This window comes from Nocardia sp. NPDC003963 (assembly GCF_053605105.1).
The window spans coordinates 1-20,300 of record NZ_JBSGIP010000052.1; the positions used below are offsets into that span (position 1 = coordinate 1).

Sequence of the window (20,300 nt, forward strand, 5' to 3'; positions counted from 1 at the left end):
ATCTGGAGCGACGAAGCGAAGGAGCGCAGCGACTGAGCGAAGGAGTGAAGAACCGGGGTTAATAGGGCCCCACCCCGCGGCGCCGAAGGCGCCGCAAATATACACAGCCCTAAGCTCGAGGTATGGCTGTTGTGAAGATCAATGCGATCGAAATCCCCGAAGGCGCGGGTCCGGAGCTCGAGAAGCGATTCGCCCACCGTGCGCACGCGGTCGAGAACTCCCCGGGGTTCCTCGGCTTCCAGTTGTTGCGGCCCACCGCCGGCGAGAACCGGTACTTCGTCGTCACCCAGTGGGATTCCGAGGAGTCCTTCGCCGCGTGGCGCGACGGCCCGGCCAAGGAGGCGCATGCCGGGCAGCAGAACAAACCTGTCGCCACCGGTGCCTCGCTGCTGGAATTCGAGGTCGTCCTCGATGTAGCGGGTAAACCCGCCTCCTGATCCTGCCGGACCGCTGGCCACGCCACCGACCGCGAGTGGCGTGGCCAGTGCTTATTCGCGGGCATATTGACGTCCGGCGACAGCTGGTGTCAAAGTTTGAAGTGAAAGCGGAGGTGAAGCGGTAATCCGGTGAGAACCCGGAACGGTCGCGCCACTGTGACGTCCCCCCTGGCCGGGGTGGGCGGAGTCAGACACCGGCACCTGCGCACAACTCGCGAACCGGACGCGAGCATCCGGATGAGGAGGATCGACCATGGCCATAGCCCATGTCCCGAGCAGGGCCGCCGATACAGCGGTGACAGTGCTCGTCACCGTCGGTGTCGTACTGCTGGCCCTGCTGGCGTTGTATCTGGTCGGGTTCGATCAGGGTGCCGTTTCGCGCAGCGGAATGTTCCTGCACGAACTGATGCACGACGGGCGCCATCTGCTGGGTGTTCCATGCCATTGAGCGGATCCTTCGGGGCTCTGCTGCTCCGTGGTCTGCTCGCCGGTCTGATCGCCGGTCTCCTCGCGGGTGTCGTCGGCAATTTCGTCGGTGAACCGAAGGTCGATGCCGCTATCGCCATAGAGGAGGCCGCGGCACCCGCCGATGAGCATTCGCACGATTCCGGCGCGGGGCAGGCGCACGACGAGGGTACCGGCCATTCGCACGGCGACGACGCCGTGGTGAGCAGGCCGTGGCAGAAGTTCGGGCAGTTCCTGGCCGATGCCCTGGCCGGTATGGCGTTCGGGGCGATAGTGGCGACCGCGGCGCATTACGCGCGACGGTTCACCTCGCTGCCGGGGCAGCGGCTGGTGCTGGGGCTCGGTCTGGCGGGCTGGGTCGCGCTGGTCGCGGTGCCGTTCTTCAAGTATCCGGCGAACCCACCGGCGGTGGGTGATCCGGAGACCATCGACGACCGCACCCTGCTGTGGCTGGCGGCGGTGGTGCTCGGTCTGGTGGCCGTCTCGGTCGGTGGATTCCTCTGGAAAGCGTTGCGGGCACAACCGGAATCGGTCCGGCTGATCGCCGCGGTGGCGGGTTTCGTACTGGTCACCACGGTCGGTTACGTACTGCTTCCCGGGGTGAACGAAGTGGGATCCGATTTCCCGGCGTCGCTGCTGTGGGAGTTCCGTACCGCCTCGCTGGCCGTATCCACCACGCTGTGGCTGAGCATCGGCCTCGCGTTCGCCGCGCTCACCGAATGGAGTACGCGCCGCACTACTCCGGTACGGGAGGTCGCTGCTACGGGCGGGTGATCACGGCCGCGCAGGCGGGCGGGCAGGGTCGGGGTATGACCGATCCTGCACCCGACCACCCGGACAGCGCGTTCGCCCTGCGGCCGCCGGCCGTCACAACCGCATTCGTCGCGCTCGTGGTGGCGGTGAGCTGCGGTATCGCCGAAACCGTCGTCCGCGACGTGAGCCTGCCGGCGGCCGATACCGGCTCATCGGCGAGCGGTCTGCTGCTCAGGACCGTGGTCTATGTCGTCGCGCTCGTTGCCGCATGGCGAATGTGGCAGGGCGGCCGATGGGCCCGGCTGCTGCTCACCGCCGGAATCGGGGTGATCGGAACAGCGTCGCTGCTGGTGGAGCCCATCGGTATGTTCGCGGCTTCCGGCTCGGCGGTATTCGCCGATATCGACGCTACGACCGTCCTCGTGGCGATCGCCCGGATCGCGCATCTCTGCGCGGTGCTCGTCGCGATCCCCGCCATGTACACACCGGCTGCTCGCGCCTGGTTCCGCGCCGGGCGCGGTACCGGTCGGCTCGAACAGCACAGCGCGGCCTGATCCCGGGCCCCGCGGGGGCCCGGGACTCCGATCAGGATTCCAGGGCGGCGTCGAGCGTGATGTCGTCCACTCCGCCCAGCGCCTTGCTGACCGGGCAGCCGGCCTTGGCCGCCGCGGCCGCCGCGGCGAAACCGGCATCGTCCAGTCCGGACACCCGGCCACGTACGGTCAGTTCGATCCGGCTGATCCGGAAACCGCCCGCCGGATCGGGGCCCAGCGTGACCGCGGCCGATACCTCGAGGCTCTGCGGTGTTCCGCCGGCCTGGGCGATCTCGTTCGACAGCGCCATCGCGTAGCAGGACGAATGCGCCCCCGCGATCAGCTCCTCCGGGCTGGTGGTGCCGTCGGCGTCGTCGGCCGACCGCTTGGGGAAGGACACCTCGTACTTGCCGACCCCCGAGCTGACCAGCTCGACCTGGCCGGAGCCGTCCTGCAGACCACCGGTCCATGCGGTGCGCGCGGTACGTGTGGGCATCACGATCCTTTCGAAGACGATTCGTTGCGAGTTCGGTTCGAACCTACTCGTACCCTCAACTCGTCGCAGCGGTTCGTTCCTCGAGACGGGCCAGTACGGCCGGCCAAGCCGCGCGATGCCGGTCGCGGGCGGCTTCGTCGGCGAAACCACTGTGCCGCAACCGCAATCGGATACCGCGGGGTTGTTTGACGAATTCCACCCGGACCAGAGTCTCGGCGCCCTCGGTACCCCCGGCACCGGTCACCCAGGTCATTTCGACGAGTCGTCCCGGTTCCAAACGGACGAAGCGTCCGTAGTGCGGCCGGACACTCCCCTCGTGCCGGGTCTCGAAGTAGAACGGCTCGTTCACCTCCGGCCGCATCCGAACCGAAGACGGCTCCGCGAACCAGAGATCGAACCCCTGGGTCCACGCCAGATAGAGGAGATCGGGTGCGGCAGTCATCACCCGCTCCACGGTGAGTTCGTACGGCCGTGTGGACAGGTCCGGTACACGCACTTGCTGGTCGACCATCACTGGACCATACCCGCGTCCGGGCAGGTACCGCCGCAGATGCGATGATCACGCGCCGCCGTCGACCGGCATGCCCGAAACCGGCGGATCCGGCCGGAACATCGTTGCGGCGCCGTAAATCCGGGTGTGCGCCGACGTCGGAGCGCAACGGGCGAATAGGGTGGTGCAGGTGGAGAGTTCGCGATGACGAGCTGGCAGATGGTCGGGCTACTGGGTTGGGTGGCGCTGGCCGCGGCATTGGTCGAAGTGCTGCGGTACCGCCGCATGCTCGGACGAGCCCGGCAGGCACTGGACACCGCCGAACGTACGATCGCGCAGCAGCAGCGAGAACTCGAGGTGAGCGCGGAGCGTCTGCTGATCGCCCGCGAACTGCACGATGTGGTGGGACACAACCTGTCGTTGATCAATGTGCAGGCCGGAATGGCGCTCCAGCAGGTGGAGAACAAATCGGCCAAAGCCGCCGGCACCGTGGCCGAGATCAAATCGACCAGCCGCAACGCACTCGAAGACGTACAGGCGCTGCGCCATGCGATACAGGCGGTGGATCCGGCACCGAGGCCGCCTGCCAGGGGATCCGGAGACCGCCCCGCGGACGACCGCGATACCGGACCGCCGGATCGTGAGAGACGTTCCCGGCGAGGCGGTTTCGTACGCCGGGAACGCCCGGGCGCCGAACGTCCGCCGCGGAACGCCGGAAACGGGGGCCGCCCGGCAGCGGCCGCGGTCACGCCGAGCCCCCCACCCCGGGAACCCGATCCCACCATGTCCGATCTGGACGAACTCCTGCGCAAGCCCCGGCAGGCAGGATTGATCGTGCACACCCGGGTCCTGGGAACCACCGATTCCCTGCCCGCGGCGATCGATGACGCCGCGACTCAGATCGTGCAGGAATCCCTGGCCAATGTGGTGCGCCACGCCCCCGGCGCCGAAGCCACCGTAACTGTGCGCTACACCGGCGATTCCGTCGACCTCACCGTCGACAACACGCGCCCCACCGGCAGGCCCGACCACGCCGGGCCCACCCGCGGGATGGGGATCATCACCATGCGCGAACGCACGCACGCCCTCGGCGGCGCGTTGACGGCCGGCCCGAAACCCAGCGGGGGTTACCGGGTGGCCGCGCGGCTACCGAGCCGCCCGCTCCGGATAGCGATCGACCCCGACGCCCGGCCGCGCGCCCGCAAAGAATCCGGCGACAGCTCGCGGGATACGGCCCCGGTCGCGGTGACCGCCGAGCCGAGCCGGAGCGCGCCCGGCAGCGACCGGACCGATCGCGGCGCGTCGGAGTGAATCTCTTCAGCCCGGGTTGGCGTCGCGGCGCTCCTCCTCAGTGAACCCCGCGGCCCGGGCCGCACCCGGCGCACCCGCGGGCGCCTGCAGACGGCGTGAATAAGCGCCGGCCGCCCGGAATACCCCCGCGACACCGGCCGGTGCCGCCCCGTAGGTGATGGACTGCTGCGGGGCGAAACCGAGCCCGCTGCCGATCTCTACGGCATCCATATTGGCGCCGAGGAACAGGAAGTCCCAGCTGTACACGTTCTGCTGCTGTTCGATCAGTGAGCGCACCGCGGCATGTGTCCACTCCCGGCTGGAATTCTCGTGGCCGTCGGTCAGCACCACCACGATCACGGTGCCGGGCCGCTCGTCCTCCGGCCGGGCCGCGAGTTCGGTGCCGAGATCGGTGACCAATTTGCCGATGGCGTCGTAGAGCGCGGTACCGCCCCGTGGCTGCAGCGCCGGTGCCGGAACCTCGGCGATGGGAATGTTCGAGTACACGCATTCGTACTCGGTGTCGAACTGTGCGAGGGTTACCCGCACCGAGTTCTCGACCTTGCGCTGTTCCTCGAAATACGCGGCCAGGCCGCCTTCGGTATCCGATTTTATGGTCTGCATGGAGCCGGAGCGGTCGAGCAGAACGGCGATGGTGGTCAGGTCCGGATTCGTCATGGTGATACCCCCGATTCGTATCGAATGAACGCCACCACCGTACTCGCGCCCACCGACCACACCCTCCCGGCGACCGGCGGCAACCGGTGATCGACGTACGAAAAAGGCCTGCCCACCGGTGCGATACCGGTGGGCAGGCCTCGTACTGTCTTGTCTACTCGCCGGAGGCGGCCTCGGTCGAGCCCTCGGCAGCGCCGGTCAGCACGACCTCGGGCTTCTTCTCACCGTCTTCCTTGGTGAGCTTGGCCTTCGGGGTGAAGGTGAAGCGCGCGTCCTCGCCCGAGCCTTCGCCGTCCCAGCCCTCGACATCGACCTGGACGGTCTGTCCGGGGCCGATCTCGCCGAAGAGGATCTTCTCCGAGAGCTGATCCTCGATCTCGCGCTGGATGGTGCGGCGCAGCGGCCGGGCACCGAGCACGGGGTCGAACCCACGCTTGGCCAGCAGGGCCTTGGCGTTCTCGGTGAGCGTGAGCGCCATATCCTTGTTCTTCAGCTGCCGCTCGACGCGGGCGATCATCAGATCCACCATCTCCACGATCTGCTCGGTGGTGAGCTGGTGGAAGACGATCACATCGTCGATACGGTTGAGGAACTCCGGCCGGAAGTGCTTCTTCAGCTCGTCGTTGACCTTGAGCTTCATCCGCTCGTAGTTCGAGCCCTCGGCATTGCTCTGGGTGAAGCCCAGACCCACGGCCTTCGAGATATCGGAGGTACCGAGGTTCGAGGTGAAGATCAGCACCGTGTTCTTGAAGTCCACGGTCCGGCCCTGGCCGTCGGTGAGACGACCGTCCTCCAGGACCTGCAACAGGGTGTTGTAGATCTCCTGGTGGGCCTTCTCGATCTCGTCGAACAGCACGACCGAGAACGGCTTGCGGCGCACCTTCTCGGTGAGCTGGCCGCCCTCTTCGTAGCCGACGTACCCGGGCGGGGCACCGAACAGCCGCGAGGCGGTGAAGCGGTCGTGGAACTCGCCCATATCGATCTGGATGAGCGCGTCGTCGTCGCCGAACAGGAAGTTCGCCAGCGCCTTGGACAGCTCGGTCTTACCCACACCGGACGGGCCGGCGAAGATGAACGAACCGGACGGACGCTTCGGATCCTTCAGACCGGCGCGGGTGCGGCGGATGGCCTTGGAAACGGCCTTGACCGCGTCCTCCTGGCCGATGATCCGCTTGTGCAGCTCGTCCTCCATACGGAGCAGACGAGTGGTCTCCTCCTCGGTGAGCTTGAAGACGGGGATACCGGTCCAGTTGGCCAGCACCTCGGCGATCTGCTCGTCGTCGACCTCGGCCACGACATCCAGATCCCCGGAGCGCCACTGCTTCTCGCGCTCGGCCCGCTTGGCGACGAGCTGCTTCTCCTTGTCGCGCAGCCGCGCGGCCTTCTCGAAGTCCTGCGCGTCGATCGCCGATTCCTTCTCCCGGCGCGCGTCGGCTATCTTGTCGTCGAATTCGCGCAGGTCCGGCGGGGCAGTCATCCGGCGGATACGCATCCGGGCGCCGGCCTCGTCGATCAGGTCGATCGCCTTGTCCGGCAGGAACCGGTCGTTGATGTAGCGATCGGCCAGAGTGGCGGCGGCGACCAGGGCACCGTCGGTGATGGACACCCGGTGATGCGCTTCGTAGCGGTCGCGCAGACCCTTGAGGATGTTGATGGTGTGCTCGACCGTCGGCTCGCCCACCTGCACCGGCTGGAACCGGCGTTCCAGGGCGGCGTCCTTCTCGATGTACTTGCGGTACTCGTCGAGGGTGGTGGCACCGATGGTCTGCAGCTCACCGCGGGCCAGCTTCGGCTTCAGGATCGAGGCCGCGTCGATGGCGCCCTCGGCGGCACCCGCTCCGACCAGCGTATGCAGCTCGTCGATGAACAGGATGATGTCGCCGCGGGTGTTGATCTCCTTGAGCACCTTCTTCAGGCGCTCTTCGAAATCACCGCGGTAGCGGCTGCCCGCGACCAGGGAACCCAGGTCGAGGGTGTAGAGCTGCTTGTCCTTGAGCGTCTCCGGAACCTCGCCGTTGACGATGGCCTGGGCCAGGCCCTCGACCACGGCGGTCTTACCGACACCGGGCTCGCCGATCAGGACAGGGTTGTTCTTGGTACGGCGGCTCAGCACCTGCATGACGCGCTCGATCTCCTTCGAGCGGCCGATGACGGGGTCGAGTTTGCCTTCCAGCGCGGCCTGGGTGAGGTTACGGCCGAACTGATCGAGCACCAGCGACGTCGACGGGGTACCGGTCTCGCCCCGGGCACCGGATTCGACCGGCTCCTTGCCCTGGTATCCGGACAGCAGCTGGATGACCTGCTGACGGACCCGGTTGAGGTCGGCGCCGAGTTTGACCAGCACCTGGGCCGCGACACCCTCACCCTCACGGATCAGGCCGAGCAGGATGTGCTCGGTGCCGATGTAGTTGTGGCCGAGCTGCAGGGCCTCGCGCAGGCTCAGCTCCAGCACCTTCTTGGCGCGGGGGGTGAACGGAATATGACCGGACGGGGCCTGCTGGCCCTGGCCGATGATCTCTTCGACCTGGCTGCGCACGCCCTCCAGCGAGATGCCGAGCGATTCCAGGGACTTGGCCGCGACACCCTCACCCTCGTGGATCAGACCCAGCAGGATGTGCTCGGTGCCGATGTAGTTGTGGTTGAGCATCCTGGCCTCTTCTTGGGCCAGGACGACGACACGCCTCGCGCGGTCGGTGAACCTCTCGAACATCGCTCCCTCACTCTCCTGCTCCGGACTCTATGGCCGGCTGACGCCGTGGTGTGTCGTGGACAACCGTCGACTTCAGCCTGCCATGTAGGCCAGGGGTTGCGGCCCCCGCCTCCCACTCTAGTTGGCAAGGGATTACACCGCCGCCGCTCCACCCTATTGCTGTGGACCCGCCGACATGCTTATTCACTCATAACGCCCTTACCCACCGATTGGTTTCCCACTCCGGTTTTGCCCAGAGCGAACAGAACGGCTCCCACGGCTGGGGAGATCGACGGCTGGACGAAGAGCAGAGCCGGGCCGGGCCCGCGACGAACCCACAACCGGGCCGTCGGTCCACATATCGACGCGCACAAGGAGCGATGGCGGAGGTACGCCGGGGCCCACAACCGAACCGGCCGCCGCTCCGCAGACCCGCATACGGACGCGACGGCCGGAGAGCCGAGGCGGGTACGTTCAGAGATCCCGATCGGTGATGAGACCACTGCGCATGGCCAGCGCGGCGAGCCGGACCCGTTTCTGGTTCTGCGGCAGATCTTCGACACCGAACTTGGCGAACAGGGCGCGCAGATGAGTCTTGACGGCGTCCACGCTCAGATACAGTTCGTCGGCGATCTGCTGATTGGTGGCGGGGGCGGCGAAACCCACATCCCCCTTGTAGGGGCGGCACAGCGCTACGAGTACCCCGCGCTGCGCCTCGGTCAGCGAGCGCACGGTAGGGATACTGGCGCCGGAAGCGCGGGTGGCGTCGTCGGCGACGCCGTTGAAATCGTGGAAGGACACCAGCGAGGTACCGACCCGGATCCGGTCACCGGGCATCAGACGGCGGCGGCCGTTGATCCGTTCACCGTTGACGAACGTGCCGTTGCGGGACAGGCCGTCGTCCACAATGGTCCAGTGCGCGGCGAGATACTCCACCGCGGCATGCAATCGCGAGACCTCCGCGTCCCAGCGCAACGACAGATCGGCACCTGCGGAGCGGCCGATGGTGACACGCTGCCGATCGGGGCTCAGCATCACTTCGCGCCTACGGCCTTCGTCATCGGTGAATCGAAGGAACGAACCGACGGATCCGGTCACTGCGCCGATACCTCACCTCTCCATATCGGCAGCAACTGCCGAGCACTGCGGACCTCTTGCACTTCGGCACACGACGGGGCCCGGACGAACCCCTCTATGGTGCCGGGCAGTCGGCCGCACGAGCAAGATGGAACCCCGCCGGGCGCAGTGACCCCGGCGGTCGACGCCGGGGCCAGCGGTAATTCCAAATAGCTATCGAGAAGACCAGCCGCCGCTGCGTTCCGTGAATATCGGCACGCGCGACGGTTGAAAGAAGAACTAACCCTTCGATGCCTTGTTGTACGCGTCGGTGATATCGGCGGAGATACGCCCCCGCGCGGAAACCTTGTGACCATTCCGGCGCGCCCACTCACGAATAGCCGCGCTTTGCTCGCGATCCATCGTGGCGCGGGCCTTGGTGCTCCCGGAGGCCGCGACCGCGGACTTCACCCGGCGCCGGCCACTCACCCGGCGAGCACTGGTAACCCACTGCTCCAACTCGTCCCGAAGCTTCGACGCATTCGTCGACGACAGGTCGATCTCGTACGACACCCCATCGATTGCAAACTCGATGGTCTCGTCCGCGATGGACTCACCGTCGACATCGTCGATCAGGCTAACGGTGACCTTCTTTGCCATGAGATGAACGTCCTCTCGAAATCGTGCGGCCCGCAAAATCAGGCCGATTACCCGAGGCAAGAATACCCCGAATTCGGAAAATTCCAAGACGAGCGGCCCGCTATGCAAACCGTTCGCTCAACGGCCGACCGGCCGCACTATTGGGAAGAGTATCGTTTCCCGGATTCCCAATCCGGTGAGCGCCATCAACAACCTATCGATTCCCATACCGGTTCCGGTTGTGGGCGGCATCCCGTGTTCCATCGCGGCCAGGAAGTCTTCATCGAGCACCATTGCCTCGTCATCGCCGGCCGCGGCCAGCCGGGCCTGATCGACGAACCGCTCGCGCTGGATCACCGGATCCACCAACTCCGAATAGCCGGTGGCCAACTCGAAGCCGCGGACATACAGATCCCACTTCTCGGTGACCCCGGCCCGCGACCGGTGCTGCCTGGTCAGCGGGGAAGTCTCGACCGGGAAATCGCGGACGAAAGTCGGCACGTACAGCTTGTCACCGTAGGTGTGCTCCCAGAGTTCCTCCACCAGTTTGCCGTGACCGTAGCCCTTCCCTTCGGGAATTTCCAGACCGACCCGATCGGCCAGTTCGAGCAATTCCGGAACAGTTGTTTCCGGGGTGACCTCCACCCCGATCGACTCGGACAACGACGGATACATCTCGACTGTTGTCCACTCGCCGCTCAAGTCGTATTCCGAACCGTCGGCGAGGGTGACGACCTGAGTTCCCAACGCTTCCTGCGCGACTTCCTGGATCAATTCCCGGGTCATGCGCGCGGAGTCGTCGTAGGTCCCGTATGCCTGATAAGTTTCGAGCATCGCGAACTCGGGCGAATGTGTTGAATCGGCACCTTCGTTACGGAAGTTCCGATTGATCTCGAAGACCCGCTCGATCCCGCCGACCACGCAGCGTTTCAGAAACAACTCCGGAGCAATGCGCAGGTAGAGATCCATATCGAGGGCATTGGAGTGCGTGCGGAAGGGCCGTGCGGCCGCACCCCCGTGCAGGGTCTGCAACATAGGCGTCTCGACCTCGAGGAAATCGCGACGTTCCAGCGCATTGCGCAGTGCACGCACCACCGCGACCCGGGTACGGGCGGTTTCCCGGGCCTCCGGGCGCACGATCAGATCGACATAACGCTGACGGACCCGCGTTTCCTCGCTCATCTCCTTGTGCGCTACGGGTAGCGGACGCAACGCCTTGGCCGCCATGGACCACGAATCGGCCATGACACTCAATTCACCCGTACGTGACGAGATGACCTCGCCGTGCACGAAAACCATATCGCCGAGATCCACATCGGTCTTCCACGCCGCCAGCGCGTCCGCACCGACACCGTTCAAGCTCACCATGGCCTGCAAAGTGGTGCCGTCGCCCTCCTGTAGCTGAGCGAAGCACAATTTGCCGGTATTCCGCATGAAGATGACCCGGCCCGCCACACCGACGAGTTCACCGGTCGCGGTATCGGCCGCGAGATCCGGATGGGCGGCACGGATTTCGGCCAGGCTATGGGTACGCGGCACCGAAACGGGATAGGCCTCCCCGCCCGACTCGAGCAGCCGCTCCCGCTTCTCCCGGCGGATCCGCATCTGCTCGGGGACGTCGTCGACCTCCACAGAGCGGCTGGATCGCCCCGCGGGAACAACGCCCGCGGAGCCGCCGGATGACGAGATGTTCGGGTTGCTCACAGCGAACCACCCTAGCGTGCACGGCAAATCGATTCGTCGGCCGCCCGCCCCAACGGGGCGATAAGGAATCGTCCGTAGAAGACGCGACGGATCACCCCGGGAGAAATAGACCATTTGGTTGCTTAGAATTTTCCCGGGCAGCCGACACGCGTCGGAAATGCATTGTCGTCCGGCCGCATTCGGCCGGCGACGAGAATTCAGAGAACCGCGAGTGAACGAACTTCCCTGGTGAAGTGGGCAGCCCCGGTGGCAACCGATCGCATCCCGGCCGCTTCCAGTGCCTTATATCCGCCGACCAGATCGGTCGCGCGGTGCAGACCCAATTGGCGCAACGACGCCGCCGCCAGGCTGGAGGTGTAGCCCTCCGAGCACACCACCACCCATTCGACCTCGTGATCGATGGCCAGTGCCAGCCGGGCCGAACTGCTGGGGTCGAGCCGCCATTCGAGCACATTCCGTTCGATGACCAGGGCCCCGGGCAGTGCCCCTTCCCTGGCACGTTGCGCGGCGGGCCGGATATCGACCAGGAACGCGCCCCTGGCGAGCGCTGCGGGCAGTTCCACGGGGTGGAGCCGCCGCAACTGGGAACGGGCCTGGTCGAGCATCTGATCGATGGTCAGTCGCGACATCAGAGATCACCTTCGGGCTGATCGGTGAGAACGGTGTGGGTGCGCCGCAGGTTGCCGTGTCCGGTCACTTCGTAATAGGACATGGCGGTGAGCGGCGGTGAGTAGGCGTGCACGCTGAGAGTGGGATCGAGCGGACCGGTGCCGGACAGGCCCGAAACCGCGATCCGGTCGGGGGCTCGCACGACATCGTGCACCCAGCCGATGGGGAAGGCGGCCTGATCGCCGGCGGACAACACCCGGTGGCGCAGTTCGGTACCGTTCCAGCGATATTCGGCGAGGGCGCCGCTGAGCACGGTGAGCGCACCCAGCGAACCGGCATGATCGTGCAATTTCGTGGATTTGTCCGGGGTCCAGCTGATCAGCCAGACGTCGACCTCGTCATCGGAGACGAGCCGCGCGGCCCAGCGGTCCACCGCCGGCCACGCGCCGTCCACGGGAAGCAGATGGTCGTACCGGCCGGCGAGCACATCCTCACCGGTCTCGTCGGTCAGCCGGAGCAGATCCGCCGGACGCAACCGGGTGGGCAGCGCCGGAGCGATCGGACGATCGGGAATCGGATTCGCGGCGGAAATATCACGCGCCGACCGGGACACTACGGAAGAAAGAACAGGCGAACGCATCAGCGCATCTCCAGGAAGTAAAGAAACGGTCGAGGACTGCAGAATGCCTCGAACGGTCGAGGCGAATCAGCCTCGACAACACTCCTGGGTACGCATGCGGGTCAGCACACCGGAAGCTTAGCAAGCCGCCGACACCACGGCCACATCCGACTCAGCGGAATAGGTCACAGCCGGGCCGGGCCGCGGAATCACCCGCGATTACGACGCTGGTTCCGCTCGAACACCAGCCGCAATCCGGTGATCGTGAGATGCGGTTCGTGATGCTCCACGGTCTCGGACTCACCCACGATCAGCGACGCGGCCGCACCGGTCGCCACCACCGCGACCCCCTCGTCGGCGAAACCCTCGATATCGTCGCGGATCCGATCCACCAGACCGTCCACCAGACCGGCGAACCCGAAGATAGCCCCGGACTGGATACATTCGACGCTGTTCTTGCCCACCACCGATCGGGGCCGGGCCAACTCCACCCGGCGCAACGCGGCCCGCTCGATCAGCGCCTCGGTCGCGGTCTCCACCCCCGGCGCGATGACCCCGCCCAGGAACTCCCCCTTCGCCGATACGAGATCCACGCAGACCGAAACACCGAAATCGACGACGATCGCGGCACCACCGAACTGATGATGGGCGGCGAGACTGTTCACGATCCGGTCGGCACCGACCTCTTTCGGATTGTCCACCAACAGCGGAATACCGGTCCGGACGCCGGGCTCCACCAGCAGATGCGGTACATGGTGCCAATACCGCTCCAGCATCGACCGCAGCTCACGCAGCACCGGCGGCATGGTCGACAGACCCACCACTCCGGTCACCGCGTCGAGATCGGAACCCACCAGCCCGCGCAGACTCATCGCGAACTCGTCCGCGGTATGCAGCGGATTCGTATGGATCCGCCAATGCCGCACCAGTTCGGCCTGCTGCCCGGCACCGGAAATCAACCCGACGACCGTGCTGGTCGTACGGACATCGATGGTCAGGAGCATACGGTCACCGCCGCCGCTCAGGCGAAGGTCAGATTACGAGGGCTGATCAGATCCGAACCCTCGGGCGCATGCGCCGGATCCGAACCCAGCTCGACCGGACGGTTCCGGGCATCGACGAACACGACCTTCGGGTCGTACTCGCGCAGCTCGGCCTCGTCCATCATGCCGTAGGCGATGAGAATGACCAGATCACCGGGATCGACCAGATGTGCGGCGGCACCGTTGATACCGATCACACCGGAACCACGCTCGCCGGCGATCACATAGGTCTCGAGGCGGGCGCCGTTGTCGATATCGACTATGCAGACCTGCTCGCCCTCGAGCAGATCGGCGGCATCGAGAAGATCCTGATCGATCGTCACGGAACCGACATAGTGCAGGTCGGCATGGGTCACGGTGGCCCGGTGGATCTTCGATTTCATCATGGTGCGCAACATCATCGTCGCCTTTCTGTGTGTATTTGCCCCACCTGCGGCGGGGCGGGTCGGGGCCCTATCAACCCCGGTTCTTCACTCCGGCGCTCAGTCGCTGCGCTCCTTCGCTCTGTCGCTCCGGAACCGGGGCGGGCCCCGCCTACGGAGGTCGACCGTCCGAAGGGGACAGAAGGTTCGTGGTGGGCGGTGGTCCGGCCGGCTGGGGTCGGCGGGTAGCTCGGTGGCAGTTCGATGGACTGCCGGTTACCAGCGACGGGCCGCGTGCACTCTGCCGTTGCTGTCTTCCGCTCCTCCGGACCACCGGTGCTCGGGTGGACACCGAATACCGGGACAGCGCGTTCGGGGAAGGCGGCGGGTTCGTGCGGATCGGTGGCCCGGCCGGCCCGAATGTTCCGGCACATCGGTGAGTGCTCGCCGACTTCTGTGTTGTCGCCGGCCGTCCGATTGCGCGCCACGGCGCTCCCCGGTCGCGGCGGAACGGGGCGGGGGTGTGCTTCGAGCGCGGAGCGGGAACGCTGTCGGCCGGATGTGGGGACGGCGGGGCTCGGACCGGGCGAGAGCGCGGGGCTGGGCGGGGTGTTCACGGTGATCCGGACCCGTTGACGCGCGGCGCGCGCTGCGTGGTTTCAGCGGCGGACGCGGGGATATCGGCGTCGGGGTGACCGTCGAGCTGGACGCCGAGTTGGACCGGGGCGTTGTCGATCAACCGGGTGGTGCCGACGCGGGCCGCGATCAGGAGGCGGGCGTTGCCGTTCTCCGGGGCGGGATCCAGGTTTGCGGAGCGCAGTTCGAGATAGTCCAGTTGTATCTCTGGGGCGGCGGCCAGCACGGCGTGCGCGGCCTGCAGTACGGCACCGGCACCGGCCGCTCCGGATCGCGCGCCGGCCAGCAGGGCCGCCGACAGTGTGGTCGCGAGTTCCCGTTGTACCGGGTCGAGGTAGCGGTTGCGCGAGGAGAGCGCGAGACCGTCGGATTCGCGCACGGTCGGTACCGCCACGATCTTCACCTCGAAGTTCAGGTCACGGACCATCTGACGGATCAGGGTGAGCTGCTGATAGTCCTTTTCGCCGAAGAAAGCTTCGTGCGGGCCCACGATCTGCAGCAGTTTGGCCACCACGGTGAGCATTCCGGCGAAATGGGTGGGCCGGGAGGCCCCCTCGAGATCGGCGCCTATCGGGCCGGGCTGCACCGTTGTGCGTGGGCCGGCCGGATACATATCGGCCGCACTCGGCGCGAATACCAGATCGACTCCCGCACCGCGCAGCAACTCCACATCGGCGTCGAGGGTGCGGGGGTAGCTGTCCAGATCCTCACCCGCGCCGAACTGCAGCGGATTCACGAAGATGGACACCACCACGACCTGGTTGGTGCGCTTGGCACGCCGCACCAGTTCGAGGTGACCCTCGTGCAGGGCACCCATGGTGGGCACGAGGCCGACAGTGCGCCCGGTGCTCCGCAACGCCCGAACAACCTTGCCGAGCCCGGCCGGATCGTGCTGCACCGTCAGCTCACCGGCGCGGTACGCACCACGCAACGTCGAGTCGGTCACAGCAGCTCCTCCGAACTCGATACATGCGATCCGAGACCGCGGCGAAAAAGGCGAAGGGACCGCATCATCGGTGTTCCTCCAGCAGCTCGCGTAGTTCGGCGGGGGCCTGCGCCCGTTCGGCGGTCCGCCGCGACAGCGCCCGGTAACCGGCGGCGACCTCGGGGTCCGCCGCGGCGAGAGCATCCAGATGAGCGGCGACGGCCGCGGTGTCGCCGCGGGCCACCGGACCGGTCAGCGCGGCCTGGCCGCGGCGCAGGGCGTTGTCCAGCGCGGCAGAGGCCAGCGGTGCCAGCAGCCGTTCGGGCAGGCCGTTGGGTTGATCGTCGATGGTCTGCTGGCCCAGAAGTCCGGGGCCGGCCAGCGCTCGGCGCAGCGTCTCGACCGCGTCCAGCACCAGCGTCACGAGATGGTTGCTGCCGTGCGCGAGCGCGGCGTGATAAAGGGTGCGGTGTTCCTCGGCCACCCGGACCGGTTCCCCACCCATCTCGATCACCAGGGACTGGGCGATGGCGTACCCGATTTCGTCGGCGGCCGTGATCCCGAAGCAGGCATTGCCCAGACGAGCCAGGTCCTCGTCGTGACCGGTGAAAGTCATGGCGGGATGAACTGCCAACGGCAAAGCACCGGCTTCGCTCAGCGGGGCCAGTACGGCGATCCCGTTGGCACCGGAGGTGTGGGCGACGATCGTACCCGGCCGTACGGTCCCGGAACTCGCCAGACCGCGGACCAGCCCGGCCAGTTCCGCATCCGGAACAGCCAGGATCAGCAGTTCACTGCTGGCAGCGACCTCCTCGACCGGGAGGATCCGCGAATCGGGCAACCGGGACTGCGCCCGGCGCACCGAGGCGTCGGATATGGCGGCGACGCCGAACACCACATGTCCGGCGCGTTCGAGCGCGGCACCGAGGGCTGATCCGACGCGTCCCGCCGAGACGATGCCTACCGTCAGTCGTGCGGGCGCTGGATCACCACTCGCGGCCGGATTGCCAGGAGTCACGCGTGGCGAGGTCAACAGTGTCCTCTCGAAGTCGTTCCAGTCCCGCGCTGCGGGTACCGGACGTTACGAATCGAGGATAGGACCAGCTCCCGCGAATGCGCCATGGGCGTCCCGGGTGATATATGCCGCACTTCAGGAGCTGCGCTGCTCCTCTTCCTGCCGCAGATTGGCCATGATCTCGGCGACCGAGAGGCGCCGGTTCCCGGCAGAGTCGGACTGGGTGCGGCGCCGCCGCGAATTCGCCGACCGGGGGAAGAGCCCGGTCGGCGCGCGAACGGCCGGTTCGTGCGGCTTTCCCTCGGCGGATTCGCCCTCGACAGCGGGCGCTTCGGCGAGCCCGGGCACTGCCGCCGCCTCGGGACCTTCGCCGGGATCGGCTGAACCCAGCGCCTCGGACGCCGCGCCTAACTCGGACGAATCCGGCGTTTCGGGAGTTCCGGTCACCGGCGGGCGCGCGTCCGGCGCGCTGTTGTACGGCGACGGTGGGCCGTGGAAGGGCTCGTCACTCGGCGAGCCGTAGCGGTCCGCAGCCGCGGCATCCGGTTCGTCGTATACCTCGGTGAACGCATCAGCCCAGCTCGGCCCCGAGATATCGGGACCGACCGGCTCGTCCTCGAGACGGACGATCGCCGTCTCCGCGGTAACCGGGGCATCATCGGGGCTCGCGAACTGCGGCCGGTCCGGAAAGTCGGTTTCGTACACCGGAGTCACCGCACTGCGCTCACCGGTATCACCGGCCGGATCGGCGGCCTCCGCTTCGGCATCGGCCCAGCCGTCGGCGGCATGCGACCAGCTCGCGGCCGCATTGGCCCACGCGTCCACTGCCCGCCGCTCGCCTTCCTCCGGCCCCTGCCAGCCGGGTGGCAGGCCCGCCGCGCTGTCGTCGGCGCTGGGCAGTTCCTGAACCCGGAAGGCCGACGCGCGCAGTGCCGGCCGCTCGTCGGGCAGATCGCCCTCGAAGAGTCGCTCCAACTGTCGCCGCAGCACGGCGAGTTCGGCGCGCAGCGCCGCCATTTCCGTAGCGTCGGCACCCAAATCCGAACGTACGCGTGACTCGACCCCGATTTCGTGTTCACGGCGGGCACTGATCTCGCGCTCGAGTTCCAGTTCATAGGTCTGCCGCATCGCACGCATCTTCGCCTGGTATCTGCCGGCGGCCCACGCACCCAGTACCGCCGCCCACAGGGCGACAACCAACCCCACCCGGATGAATTCCAGGCTATCGCTGAAAACGAGAAATACGCTGGCCACCAGGCCCAGTAGGACGAGTGCACCGAGGAAGAGCTTGCCCACATCTTCCCGGCCGCGCGAGGAAGTACTACTGCGGGACGGTGAAACCATGACCGCAAGGGTAGCCGCGATATTCGCCACCGCCCAGGTCGGAAAGGGCGGGATCGATCACGGTCACGAGCGCTACGAAGGGGCCGGGTCGTCGGTGGGGTCGTCGGGAGCGCGACAGCAGTATTCGAGCCACAGTGCCGCCGCCGCGAGCGCGATCCCGGCACCGCATCCGATGAGGGCGCCCGGGTAATCCGCGTCGGCCGCCCGCAGATCGCCGCGCTGCGGGAAGATCCAGAGCAGAAATCCGAGCCATACGCCGGCCACCAGCGATCCCACCTGCGCCGAGGCCTTCGCCAGCGCGAGCGCCCGAGCAACAGTGATCGGATGCAGCTGCCGTAGATCCGCGCCGATCTGACGGTGGCTCACCCGGGTCCGGATATAGAAGCCCAGCGCGACCTCCAGGACCGCCACGGGATACAGGGAAGCGCCGGCGATGGTGGAGATCGGCGGAAAACTCGCATAGGCGAGCCGGCTCGCCACCCAGGCGATGACCGCCGCGATGAGAACATTGGCCAGCAGCTCCCGGACGCGAGTGGGTTTGAGCTTCATTCCCCCACCGTCGTCGTCTCCACCGGTGTTCCCCCCACCGGTGTTCCCACCACCCCCGAGACTCATAGTGCCTCCCTCGAAACAGACGCATGGCGGCTGCGAAGCCCAGAGCGAAGGTGGAGGGACCGCATCACGGCATCTCCCCGAACCCGCCACGTTCGGCCCGCGGAGCCCGAAGCGAAGGCGGAGGGACCGCGGCGGGCAGAAGAGTGAATTCGGTGCGCCGCACCCCGGCACGCTCGGCCGGATCCAGCTCCGCCAGCAGCTCGCGGACACCGTGTTCGGCCCCCTCGACGGCCAGCACCGCGTCCGGTTCCACATCGAGCCAGGGCACCAGGACGAACGCGCGGTTGTGCGCCTGCGGATGCGGCAGAGTCAGCTCGGGATCGGTACTGCGTACCGCCCGGAGGACACCCCTGTCCGGTTCCGCGCAGGAGACGATATCCACGTCGAGCGTGCGGGCGCCCCAGTGGACCGTCCGCTCGCGCCCGGCCGCCTGCTCCAGCCGCTGCCCGTGCCGGAGCCAGTCGTGACAGTTGTAATCGGGGTCCTCGGCCACCAGCACCGCATTGAGGAAATCGTCCTGCTCCACCCCGCCCCACGGCGCAGTGGCGTAGACCGGCGAGACCGCGCGCACCCGGGTGCCGAGCCCGGTGACGACACCGCGCAGCAATCCGAGCCGATCCCCCATATTCGAACCGATCGAAAGCACCGCACGCGTCATGCAGACCCCTGTCCACGACTGCCCGCGGTGACCACCCGTACATCGGTGAAGCTGTGCGGAATAGGTGCCGCGGGTTTGTGCAGCACCACCTCGACATCGGCGACTCCGGGTACTTCACGTACCCGGTCAGCGATCTCGGTGGCGACGGTTTCGATCAGGTCGCGGGGTGGACCGGCCACGATCCGGACGGCCAATTCCGCGAGCGCGCCGTAATCGACGGTGTGGGCCAGGTCGTCGGTGGCCGCGGCCGCGGCGAAATCCGACCATACGGTCAGATCCACCACGAATTCCTGGCCGTCCCGGCGTTCGTGTTCGAACACCCCGTGCCGGCCGAAAACCCGCAGCCCCCGGAGCTCGATCCGGTCCGGGCCGGACGCGGATGTACTCACCGCGGCGATCCCGGCCGCTGGGCGCGACGCCAGGCATCGGTCACCGCGACGGCGTCCTGCGATCCGCGTACATCGTGGACCCGCACCCCCCAGGCTCCGTGCCATGCCGCCAGCGCGGAAACAGTGGCGGTGGCGGTCTCCCGGCCGTCGGGCGGGCGCGGTCCGCCGGTATCACCCAGCAGCGACCCCAGGAATCGTTTGCGCGACGCCCCGATCAGCACGGGGAATCCGTCGGCGACGAAAAGGTCCAGGGCGCCCAGCAGGGCCCAGTTGTGTTCTGCTGTTTTCGCGAATCCCAGACCGGGATCCAGAATGATCCGCGCCGGATCGACACCCGCGTCGATCGCGTGGCGCACCTGGACTCCGAGCTCGGAACGGACCTCGGCGACCACATCGTCGTAGTGGTCCGCCGGGCCGGCGTGCCGGTAGTCCGAGGCGGCCCGCCAGTGCATGAGAATCCACGGGATATCGGCGGCGGCGACGACCTCGGCCATCGCCGGATCGGCACGACCGCCGGAGACATCGTTGATCACCGTCACCCCGGCCCCGACGGCCGCCTCGGCCACCCGCGCCCGCATCGTGTCGACGCTGGTGGGGATACCGGCGGCGACCAGCCCGCGCAGCACCGGAACCACTCGCTCGACCTCGGTCTCCACTTCCACACGTACCGCGCCCGGCCGGGTCGACTCACCGCCGACGTCGATGATGTCGGCACCCATCTCGTACAGCCGGACACCGTGTTCGATCGCTCGCTGCGGATCGAGGTAGCGACCACCGTCGGAGAACGAATCGCTGGTCACGTTCACCACGCCCATCACGACGCACGAACGGCCCGCCCGCGGTTCCACACCCGGT

The 20,300-nt window shown here is 67.1% G+C and carries 23 protein-coding genes and 1 riboswitch; of the genes, 5 read left to right on the plus strand and 18 right to left on the minus strand.

All coding sequences use genetic code 11. The annotated features are described in order from the left end of the window. The first annotated feature begins 122 nt into the window (after nucleotides 1–122). The 4 genes from mhuD to ACWEWT_RS34540 all read left to right on the plus strand — a co-directional run bounded on the left by mhuD (nucleotide 123) and on the right by ACWEWT_RS34540 (nucleotide 2,209). Entirely contained in the window at nucleotides 123–437 is a 315-nt protein-coding gene (gene mhuD, locus ACWEWT_RS34525; RefSeq protein WP_058853342.1) for a mycobilin-forming heme oxygenase MhuD, read from the plus strand. A 69-nt stretch (nucleotides 438–506) separates the two neighbouring features. Further along, a riboswitch (cobalamin riboswitch) is annotated at nucleotides 507–654 on the plus strand. A 36-nt stretch (nucleotides 655–690) separates the two neighbouring features. Continuing rightward, nucleotides 691–885: a CbtB domain-containing protein gene (locus tag ACWEWT_RS34530; RefSeq protein WP_452565059.1), complete on the plus strand. Its 195-nt coding sequence runs from the start codon at nucleotides 691–693 to the stop codon at nucleotides 883–885. After that, the gene (locus ACWEWT_RS34535; RefSeq protein WP_452565061.1) at nucleotides 876–1,676 is read left to right on the plus strand and encodes a CbtA family protein; all 801 of its coding nucleotides are present in this window, start codon (nucleotides 876–878) and stop codon (nucleotides 1,674–1,676) included. Before ACWEWT_RS34530 ends, ACWEWT_RS34535 begins: the two co-directional genes overlap by 10 nt. Before the next feature lie 35 nt (nucleotides 1,677–1,711). After that, entirely contained in the window at nucleotides 1,712–2,209 is a 498-nt protein-coding gene (locus ACWEWT_RS34540) for a hypothetical protein (protein WP_452565062.1), read from the plus strand. A gap of 31 nt (nucleotides 2,210–2,240) precedes the next feature. Here the strand turns inward: ACWEWT_RS34540 and ACWEWT_RS34545 are convergent, their stop codons facing one another. Both ACWEWT_RS34545 and ACWEWT_RS34550 read right to left on the minus strand, forming a co-directional pair. Next, nucleotides 2,241–2,684, minus strand: a complete 444-nt coding sequence (locus ACWEWT_RS34545; RefSeq protein WP_452565063.1) for an OsmC family peroxiredoxin — start codon at nucleotides 2,682–2,684, stop codon at nucleotides 2,241–2,243. A gap of 55 nt (nucleotides 2,685–2,739) precedes the next feature. Then, on the minus strand, nucleotides 2,740–3,195 hold the full coding sequence (locus tag ACWEWT_RS34550; protein WP_452565064.1) for an SRPBCC family protein: 456 nt from the start codon (nucleotides 3,193–3,195) through the stop codon (nucleotides 2,740–2,742). 183 nt (nucleotides 3,196–3,378) lie between these two features. Between ACWEWT_RS34550 and ACWEWT_RS34555 the strand changes: the two genes are divergently transcribed. Continuing rightward, nucleotides 3,379–4,485, plus strand: a complete 1,107-nt coding sequence (locus ACWEWT_RS34555; protein ID WP_452565066.1) for a sensor histidine kinase — start codon at nucleotides 3,379–3,381, stop codon at nucleotides 4,483–4,485. A 6-nt stretch (nucleotides 4,486–4,491) separates the two neighbouring features. Here ACWEWT_RS34555 and ACWEWT_RS34560 read toward each other — a convergent pair whose 3' ends face one another. The 16 genes from ACWEWT_RS34560 to folP all read right to left on the minus strand — a co-directional run bounded on the left by ACWEWT_RS34560 (nucleotide 4,492) and on the right by folP (nucleotide 20,260). Further along, nucleotides 4,492–5,142: a vWA domain-containing protein gene (locus ACWEWT_RS34560; protein WP_452565068.1), complete on the minus strand. Its 651-nt coding sequence runs from the start codon at nucleotides 5,140–5,142 to the stop codon at nucleotides 4,492–4,494. Between the two features lie 154 nt (nucleotides 5,143–5,296). Next, the gene (locus ACWEWT_RS34565) at nucleotides 5,297–7,852 is read right to left on the minus strand and encodes an ATP-dependent Clp protease ATP-binding subunit (protein ID WP_452565069.1); all 2,556 of its coding nucleotides are present in this window, start codon (nucleotides 7,850–7,852) and stop codon (nucleotides 5,297–5,299) included. A gap of 453 nt (nucleotides 7,853–8,305) precedes the next feature. Next, on the minus strand, nucleotides 8,306–8,929 hold the full coding sequence (locus ACWEWT_RS34570) for an FHA domain-containing protein (RefSeq protein ID WP_452565071.1): 624 nt from the start codon (nucleotides 8,927–8,929) through the stop codon (nucleotides 8,306–8,308). Nucleotides 8,930–9,187: 258 nt separating this feature from the next. Beyond that, entirely contained in the window at nucleotides 9,188–9,547 is a 360-nt protein-coding gene (locus tag ACWEWT_RS34575; RefSeq protein ID WP_452565072.1) for a histone-like nucleoid-structuring protein Lsr2, read from the minus strand. 117 nt (nucleotides 9,548–9,664) lie between these two features. Continuing rightward, entirely contained in the window at nucleotides 9,665–11,131 is a 1,467-nt protein-coding gene (lysS, locus tag ACWEWT_RS34580) for a lysine--tRNA ligase (protein ID WP_452565098.1), read from the minus strand. A gap of 296 nt (nucleotides 11,132–11,427) precedes the next feature. Continuing rightward, complete coding sequence (locus tag ACWEWT_RS34585; RefSeq protein ID WP_452565099.1) at nucleotides 11,428–11,850, minus strand: rhodanese-like domain-containing protein; 423 nt, start codon at nucleotides 11,848–11,850, stop codon at nucleotides 11,428–11,430. Nucleotides 11,851–11,858: 8 nt separating this feature from the next. Beyond that, the gene (locus ACWEWT_RS34590) at nucleotides 11,859–12,479 is read right to left on the minus strand and encodes a cysteine dioxygenase (protein WP_452565073.1); all 621 of its coding nucleotides are present in this window, start codon (nucleotides 12,477–12,479) and stop codon (nucleotides 11,859–11,861) included. A gap of 188 nt (nucleotides 12,480–12,667) precedes the next feature. Continuing rightward, on the minus strand, nucleotides 12,668–13,462 hold the full coding sequence (locus tag ACWEWT_RS34595) for a type III pantothenate kinase (RefSeq protein WP_452565075.1): 795 nt from the start codon (nucleotides 13,460–13,462) through the stop codon (nucleotides 12,668–12,670). Between the two features lie 17 nt (nucleotides 13,463–13,479). Next, complete coding sequence (panD, locus tag ACWEWT_RS34600) at nucleotides 13,480–13,899, minus strand: aspartate 1-decarboxylase (RefSeq protein WP_452565101.1); 420 nt, start codon at nucleotides 13,897–13,899, stop codon at nucleotides 13,480–13,482. A 577-nt stretch (nucleotides 13,900–14,476) separates the two neighbouring features. Continuing rightward, nucleotides 14,477–15,445: a pantoate--beta-alanine ligase gene (gene panC, locus ACWEWT_RS34605; RefSeq protein WP_452565076.1), complete on the minus strand. Its 969-nt coding sequence runs from the start codon at nucleotides 15,443–15,445 to the stop codon at nucleotides 14,477–14,479. 64 nt (nucleotides 15,446–15,509) lie between these two features. Then, complete coding sequence (locus tag ACWEWT_RS34610) at nucleotides 15,510–16,457, minus strand: Rossmann-like and DUF2520 domain-containing protein (protein ID WP_452565077.1); 948 nt, start codon at nucleotides 16,455–16,457, stop codon at nucleotides 15,510–15,512. 117 nt (nucleotides 16,458–16,574) lie between these two features. After that, on the minus strand, nucleotides 16,575–17,783 hold the full coding sequence (locus ACWEWT_RS34615) for a DUF6779 domain-containing protein (RefSeq protein WP_452565078.1): 1,209 nt from the start codon (nucleotides 17,781–17,783) through the stop codon (nucleotides 16,575–16,577). 72 nt (nucleotides 17,784–17,855) lie between these two features. After that, nucleotides 17,856–18,332: a DUF3180 domain-containing protein gene (locus ACWEWT_RS34620; protein ID WP_452565103.1), complete on the minus strand. Its 477-nt coding sequence runs from the start codon at nucleotides 18,330–18,332 to the stop codon at nucleotides 17,856–17,858. 130 nt (nucleotides 18,333–18,462) lie between these two features. After that, entirely contained in the window at nucleotides 18,463–19,056 is a 594-nt protein-coding gene (gene folK, locus ACWEWT_RS34625) for a 2-amino-4-hydroxy-6-hydroxymethyldihydropteridine diphosphokinase (protein ID WP_452565079.1), read from the minus strand. Continuing rightward, the gene (gene folB, locus ACWEWT_RS34630; RefSeq protein WP_452565080.1) at nucleotides 19,053–19,445 is read right to left on the minus strand and encodes a dihydroneopterin aldolase; all 393 of its coding nucleotides are present in this window, start codon (nucleotides 19,443–19,445) and stop codon (nucleotides 19,053–19,055) included. The genes folK and folB overlap by 4 nt, the downstream gene beginning before the upstream one ends. Beyond that, nucleotides 19,442–20,260, minus strand: coding sequence for a dihydropteroate synthase (gene folP / locus ACWEWT_RS34635; protein ID WP_452565105.1), 819 nt, complete (start codon nucleotides 20,258–20,260; stop codon nucleotides 19,442–19,444). Before folP ends, folB begins: the two co-directional genes overlap by 4 nt. Nucleotides 20,261–20,300: the final 40 nt, after the last annotated feature.